Below are 271 nucleotides of genomic sequence, written 5' to 3'. Positions count from 1 at the left end.
CATCAGGCAGAGCAGGGAAGCTTACACCGCGCAAAAGCGCCAATCAAACGTACCGCGAACATCCTCTGATCGTCAGCTCCCCATCAAACAAGCGGGAGAAGGGCTTTCGGAAAAGACAGCTGCTTTTCTGATAAAGGCTGCGGCAAAAGTATTAAAAATGCCGGCAGAAGAGATAAATCCGCTGGCTCCTCTGGATGAATACGGCATTGACTCTATTCTGATCGTTCAGCTGACGAACGAGCTGCGGGATCTCGTCCCTGATATCAGCAGC

1 protein-coding gene is annotated in these 271 nt (G+C 51.3%); it reads left to right on the top strand.

Going from position 1 to position 271, the window contains the following annotated elements; genetic code table 11:
• Nucleotides 1-271, top strand: a 271-nt coding sequence (locus ACYYG1_RS17465) for an acyl carrier protein (protein WP_461211610.1), incomplete at both ends; no start/stop codon positions are given.

This window comes from Desulfocurvus sp. DL1XJH-121, assembly GCF_054819825.1.
Note: the sequence above shows the minus strand (reverse complement) of the source record. Positions and strands in the feature narration are given on the sequence as shown.